Source organism: Ferruginibacter sp., from assembly GCF_031391665.1.
Taxonomy (GTDB): Bacteria; Bacteroidota; Bacteroidia; order Chitinophagales; family Chitinophagaceae; genus Ferruginibacter.
Genome location: NZ_JANMUN010000247.1, coordinates 1 through 6,946 on the forward strand (window position 1 = coordinate 1; position 6,946 = coordinate 6,946).

The 6,946-nt window shown below is 35.7% G+C and carries 3 protein-coding genes; 2 read left to right on the forward strand and 1 reads right to left on the reverse strand.

Going from position 1 to position 6,946, the window contains the following annotated elements; all coding sequences use genetic code 11:
• Both ACY651_RS18785 and ACY651_RS18790 read left to right on the forward strand, forming a co-directional pair.
• Positions 1-402, forward strand: a 402-nt coding sequence (locus tag ACY651_RS18785; RefSeq protein WP_462255043.1) for an alpha-2-macroglobulin family protein, incomplete at its 5' end; no start/stop codon positions are given.
• Positions 403-596: 194 nt separating this feature from the next.
• Positions 597-995, forward strand: a complete 399-nt coding sequence (locus tag ACY651_RS18790; RefSeq protein WP_462255044.1) for a hypothetical protein — start codon at positions 597-599, stop codon at positions 993-995.
• 161 nt (positions 996-1,156) lie between these two features.
• Here ACY651_RS18790 and ACY651_RS18795 read toward each other — a convergent pair whose 3' ends face one another.
• Positions 1,157-6,910: a carboxypeptidase-like regulatory domain-containing protein gene (locus tag ACY651_RS18795; RefSeq protein WP_462255045.1), complete on the reverse strand. Its 5,754-nt coding sequence runs from the start codon at positions 6,908-6,910 to the stop codon at positions 1,157-1,159.
• Between the last annotated feature and the right edge of the window lie 36 nt (positions 6,911-6,946).

Here is a 6,946-nt window from a genome sequence, read left to right on the forward strand (position 1 = left end):
AAATTATTCATCGAAAAAAATTCAGATAAAGGACCGGTGCTGGTTGCTTTGGCAGATGGAGCCCAGTTAAAAGTTGGTGATAAAGTAAAGGTGCGTATCGAATTAAAAGTTGACCGTGATATGGAATACGTACATATGAAAGATATGAGGGCTGCCTGCATGGAACCAACCAATGTGATCAGCCAATATAAATACCAGGGCGGACTGGGCTATTACGAAAGCACCAAAGATGCCAGCACCAATTTCTTTTTTGGCTGGCTTAACAGGGGCAGTTATATTTTTGAATATCCAATGTTTGTAACACATGCCGGTAATTTCAGCAATGGCATCACTACAATTCAATGCATGTATGCGCCGGAATTTACCAGCCATAGTGAGGGGATAAGGGTTAGTGTAGAGTAAAGCCCCTCCTTGAACTTCGTTCGTTCTCCTTTCGGAGAACCCCAAAAGGGAGGGAAATTTAGAAGATTATGTTTTTAAAATATCAAGGAGATAACATTATAAAAGATGTTGTCTCCCTTTTTTAATTATCCTATCAATTATTTTTGCTTTACTTCAAATCTTGTAATTTGCTGCACTATAAAAAATACTGAACTATGGCTGCAGACCAAAACTATTCTATCCCACTCCGCTTTCGTAAAATGGAAAATCTCCATATTGTTTTCTGGCTTTTTAAAGATATCAGCTGGTGTATGGAATGGCGGCTACTGGGTATTGTTATGGTAATACCCACATTGGCCATAGCCATTTGGATTGCCATTAAAAACAGGGTTATTGTGAGTGAAGCCTGCCACAACTTTGCTATCGTATTCTGGATAAGTGCCAACAGCTTCTGGATGGCAAGTGAGTTTTTTAAGTTTGATGAAAAAATATTGTTGTTTGGTTTAACCGGCAAACAATCTGCCATGATACCATTTTGTATTGGCTTGTTATTTTTAATTTATTATTATTTAATCTGGCGGCCAACGCATAAGGATGTGGTGGAAACGATGTGATTTTTTTTGTTGAGGTTTGAAAATCACTATAAGACTTCATTAGAACAGTTTGCAATTACAAAAAGTGCACACTTCAACAGTAATTTTTTTTTAAATTTTATATAACTCTAAATAACTAAAAAGAAGTACAACCTTTAAAAGTTTGGTAACTGTTTTAAATATCATTTAACTATCGCCACTTTCTTCATTTCATTTCTTCCATAAAATGTAGGATAATACATCAACTCTACTTTTGCAGGATTAAGTGTGTAACTACCGTTATACCTCGGTTCCAATTCTATTTCAAATTGGTGATTGCCTTTTTTAAGACTTTCGGTAAACAACAGCATTTTATCTTTATAAAACTCTTTATACGTATGCCAGTCGCTGTTATTTTTAGTGGCGTAAATACAACCGGCAGGTATCGGCACTTGCAGCATTACATAATTGGCATCTTTTAAAACGTTTATACTGATTATCATTTTTATTTTTTCGCCGGATGTAATACTGTTCACTTTTTCTCCGTTTTTAAAAAAACTGGTTTGCACAATAAATTTATCATTTACAGGCTCCGGCTTTTCATTAAATATTTTTTGATAAGCCGTTATATACACTAACCCGCCGCCGGTTTTATTAATGGTAATGTTTTTTATATTACTGCTAGTTTTATGCAGCTCAAATGGAAACTGGGTAACTGCAAAACTGGTATCGCCACTAAACTGCAACAGAGCCGGTTGCGTAAAGTTTTTGTTTTGTTCAAATACTGTGGGCAATATCGTACTTACAATTAAAGCCGACTCAACCGTGTTTCTCCAATAGCCGCTTTTTCTTCTTTCTAAAAAAAACTGAATAACAGCTGGCAGCAGGTTTTTGTAAGCAGCTTCATTTTTCAACACATCAAATGCAATTACGGTGGTGGCAATATCATTACTGTACCAACTATAATTTTCTTCGCCCCAATGGATACCGCCTAATTGCGTTTCAATTTTTTTACTGACTAAATTTTTTAATTGTTGCTGATAATTTAATTTTTGCTGCTGGCCAATCTGTACCCATTGCCATTGCTGGTGCTGTGTTAACGAATCATATTTTATCCGCTTTAACCAATCTTCGTAATTCATTTCATGCTTACCATTGCTTAATGTAAGCAGTGCAGCAAGCAATTCTTCCCTAACCAAAAATTGCAATTGATTTTGTAAGTATAGAAAAGCATTACGCACATTAGTTTCCACTAAAGTATTTTCTCTAAACCGCTGCAAAGCAGTGGTAATATAGTTAGTGATATAAAAATTAGTTTTCCCATTTTCCCACCAGGCCCAGCCACCATCATACTGTTGTGCTTTTTGCAATTTGGTAAGCAGGCGGCTCAGCTCTTTTTCATTTTTAAATGTTTGCCCCAATTGCTGTTTTATATTTTTTTCCATAGCGTAGCCGGTAAGTTTACTGGCAGTTTGCTCCATGCAGTAATAAGGGTATTGTTTTAAATGCTCCACTTCATTCAACAAAACATCCAGCGTATTACTTTGTGCATAAATATTCAGTTCGTTACTATTAACTGCAGCCGAAAAATTAACAGTGGTATCGTTTTGCAACACCCAAAAATTACCCAATGCTTCTTCCGTTCCTTTTTTAACAACTGGGATTTTTCTTTCTTCACCATCCTTAAAACCGGTTGCAGTCGTAACACTGTAAGATGCCAGAATAGTATCGGCACCTGCCGCTATCAATTGCTCTTCAATTACCGATTCGCTGCCAGGCAATTCTTTTGCTGTAATATTTTTTTGCTGGCCATTAATATTAAACAACGAAGAAACTTTGTATTTATCTGCAGTATAATTTATTGCCTTTCCAATTATTGCTACACTATCATTTTCAATTAAAAATTGCGGCACACTCAACTGTGCTACAATTGGCTTGTACGATTGTGTTAGTACTGATGCTTTACCAATCCTTCTTTTTTTATCCATTGCTACTACAAAAGTTCGCCAACCGGTAATATTATCCGGATAGGTAACTTCAAAAGAAGCTTCGCCATTTTTATCAGTAAAAAAATTGGGTTGCCAAAATGCATAATCTCTGAATGTATTGCGGAAGGTTTTTGTTTTGGTGGTGATTACTATAACACCGTTAACCGCTCTTGCTCCATATATTGCTATGGCTGCAGCATCTTTTAATACATTCACTTCTGCAATTTGTTCGGGTAAAATATTTTTAGGCATTTTATCATAAATAATACCATCTACTACATAAATTGGTTCTGCATCTGCATTAAACGATCCTATCCCTCTTATCTGTATCATTGCATCAGCACCTAGAGAGCCGTTATTATTAAATATGTTAACACCGGCAACTTTTCCTTGTAATGAATTACCAAAGGATAATTCATTTTCGCTTATTCTACTTACACGACCGGTTAAATCTTTTTTTCTTGATATACCATACCCAATTACCACCACTTCATTCAATGCTTGTGATGAAACACTTAAATACACATTCACTACAGATATGTTGCTTTCGTTTACTTCAACTGTTACTTCTTTGGTAGTATAACCAACAGTGGCAATTACCAACACATGTTTTCCTGCTCTTAATCTTAAAATACTGTAATTACCAGTGGCATCACTTGTTACTCCTGTACCAGTTCCTTTTATTTTTACAGAAGCAAAAGCAATGGGATTGCCGCCTTTGGTATCTGTTATTTTACCTGTAACACTGGCACCGCCAGCAGTTACAAAAACTACAGCTTCCGGCTGCGAAAAAATAGAATCGGCAACTACAACTTTTTCTTTAACTACAAATTCTGCTTCGCTTGATTTTTTTATTAACTGGTTAATAAAATCATTCTCTTTTTTATAAAATGAAATTTCAGTTTTTATACAAGTGGTGCCATTGTGTTGAATTGTTACATTTTCTACTGCAGCAATATAAAACGCTGCTGTTACTAAATAAATATTGTATTTGCCGGAGGTAAGATTAATAACCTTGTTGTTGAAAGTATGATCATTTGAAAGCACCAATGGTGCCGCATTTTCAATGTGTGGCTGTAATATTATATAACGTATTGCAGTGTCTTTGGGTAACGTAAATTGTAAGCGGCCTGTACCATTTTTTTTTGTAGCATAATACAGATAGTTGTAAGCGTCTTTTGTAACCCGTAAATAAGGTGGTGGTTTTGTTGCTGAAAATCGTATAGCTGGGGGATCAATTAAAGTATCTCCTAACTTTAATGTACTCTCATAATTGGGCAAAAAATTATTAATATCCCTGCGGGGAAAAATGGCTTTCTTTTCCAGCCTTGCTATTTGTTTGGATAAACTGTACTCGTATCCCGGTTCAAAATTAAACTGCTGGTCGAAACTGTTTGGGTTGAAAAAATGCATACTCCATTGTGCATTAAATGGCCCGGCAATATGCGGCCTGCTGCCCGTTAATTTTACCAGTTTATTATACTGCCACACATAACTTTCATTATTTAAATAATCATTCTTCATTTGCCATAAACTGTTTTCCAATAAATTCATTTCGGCATAGCTCCAGTATTTTTCTGCTGTGATAACTTTACTGTGTTCAGGTAAATTATCCAAATCAAAACTTAAATCATGTTTGTAATGCGGTTGTATGTACAAGCTATCAATTTCAATAAATTTATCTTTCAGTCGTATGCCAATTTTTACATTTTCGGGCATGGTTTCAAATGCGTAAGGCATTTTATCGGTTACTCCATTGTAATACACCAGTTGCCGGTTGATTAACAGTAGATAAATTTCCTGCGGCTGTCCTCTTTGTACCATATTTACCGATAGCTGAGGCAGTACATTTTCTGTAAGAGTAACAGCATCATAAAATCCATTAGCGGGAAATAACAATTTATAATACAGCATCGAATCCAAATGAAATTTCTCCACCCATGATTTATTTTTTCCTAATAAATATTTTTTTGAAAGCAGTATCTCGCCATCGTTTTCAAAACCTTCTCTTAGTAAATATTTTTTGCTTTTATACTTTGCCAGGTAAGGTGGCTGAGGTACGCTGATATCTTTACTAAACTGGTTATTATAACTTACTGCGGTAAGGTTTACATTGGCAGCAGGTTTACCTAAACAATCTTTTACTGTAACTTTCACTTCATCTTTTTGCCCTGGAAAAACCGTTTCGCTGCTATTTATTTTTATATCCAGCAATTTGTAAAATAAGCCAATACTTTCTTCGCCCTGTTTTTCTTTGCCCGCCCAAATGTATTGCCAGCGTACTTTATAAGCATGACGGTGGTTGTTCATTTTCTTTTGCCAAATAATGTTGCTGTTACTGCTTTTACCAGAAGTAATAATTTGTTTGCCGAATAATACGGTGTAATACACAGGGATTTGATAAGGGTTAGTGATAAAAAAGCCCAACGTATCATTCTTGCTGATGCGGTTAAAATCAATACGGTAATTATCTTCAATTTCTAAAACACTGCTGATATTTTTTCCTGTAACTGCATTGGCAGAATAAAAAGTATACCCTTCTGCAACAGGATCAATCTTTGCCGCATAAGGAAATTGTACTTTTTTCGGCAGGTCATCATTCATTTCCAATTCACCGCTACCCGTTACCGATTTACCATTAACAGCAAGTATTGCTTTTATGCTATCGCCTTTTTGTGTAACAATTAAATTTTCTGTTTCATATAAATAGCTAACACTTTCACTTTCTTCATGCAACTCATTATTGCTGTTAGTAAAAATAAGCTTGGCATTTAAATTCAAATCGGCAGCCGGTAAATTTTTAGTGTCGAAAGAAAATTTGGTATCGCCAGTTGTCAGCAGTTTTTTTTCATCGGTGTATAAAGTATCGGCAACAAAAACGGTGTCTTTATAAAATTTATTTACTGCTGCAGTAGTGATGATTAAAGTAGCCCTGGCATCCATCACATTCAACCCATTGGCATCTTTGCTGCTGACTGTAAAAACAATACTATCGTTTTTGTACACCGTTTCTTTATTGGCAGTAAAACTAAAGCTACCCATTTCATCCAGCACATAATCTTCTATTTTAAAACTGTTGCGGATAATCTCTTTATTCTTTGCAGTTTTAAAATACAGGTAGCATGTTACATCCGAGGGAATAGAATCCACCAACACAAACTCGCCGGTATAAGCACCATCAGAAACTGGTTTTAAAATTTGTACTAATTGATTTACCTGTTTGCCGCGGCCATAATAATTTAAATACACTTCCACAGGTTTATTATACTGTCGCAATTTTTTATCAACAACATACCCCTTAAACTTTACGGTATCTAATGGTTTATATTTGGGTTGATTAAAAATGATATAGCCGCTGGCACCAATCCTGTTGCTTTTATATTTTTGCTGCGGATGTAATATTTTTTTTAATTTAGATGGCAGCCAATTTAGTATTTTATATATTTTGGTGTAATGATAATTTTGGCGCCGTTGTTCACCCAATGTTCTGTTTGCATCATCCAGCCCGGCCAGTTCAATAAAAGTAGTATCGCCGGGGGTGCAAATTTTTACGATGGCTTCATCCAACTGATATTGTTTTAGCCAAAATGTTTTTGAAGATGTGTTAAACGGAATGGGTTTACCTTTTAAAAATGCCGTTGCTGTTGTTTGCAGTTCGCCGGTTTTTGTACGTACATCTAATTGCAAATTGTTTTTGTTGTTAATAGTAAGTACATGAAGATTGGTATTATTAAACAGCCATGACTGCACCATATTATCCACTACCCGTATCTCTACATAATGTCCTGCAGGCAGACTGTCGGTATCGGTAGACTCTGCCAGTCCAGATAAAACAGGTGCTGCATTTTCAAAACGGCTTACGGGGATAGAGTCCCATTTCACAAACTGCTCTGCATCGGTGGCGGAAATTTTATACACCAGGGTTTGCCAGCTTCGGCTACGGATATTTTTAAGATTTTGCTGTGCCAAACTATAAAAGGGTAACCATATCAATAACACTAACAG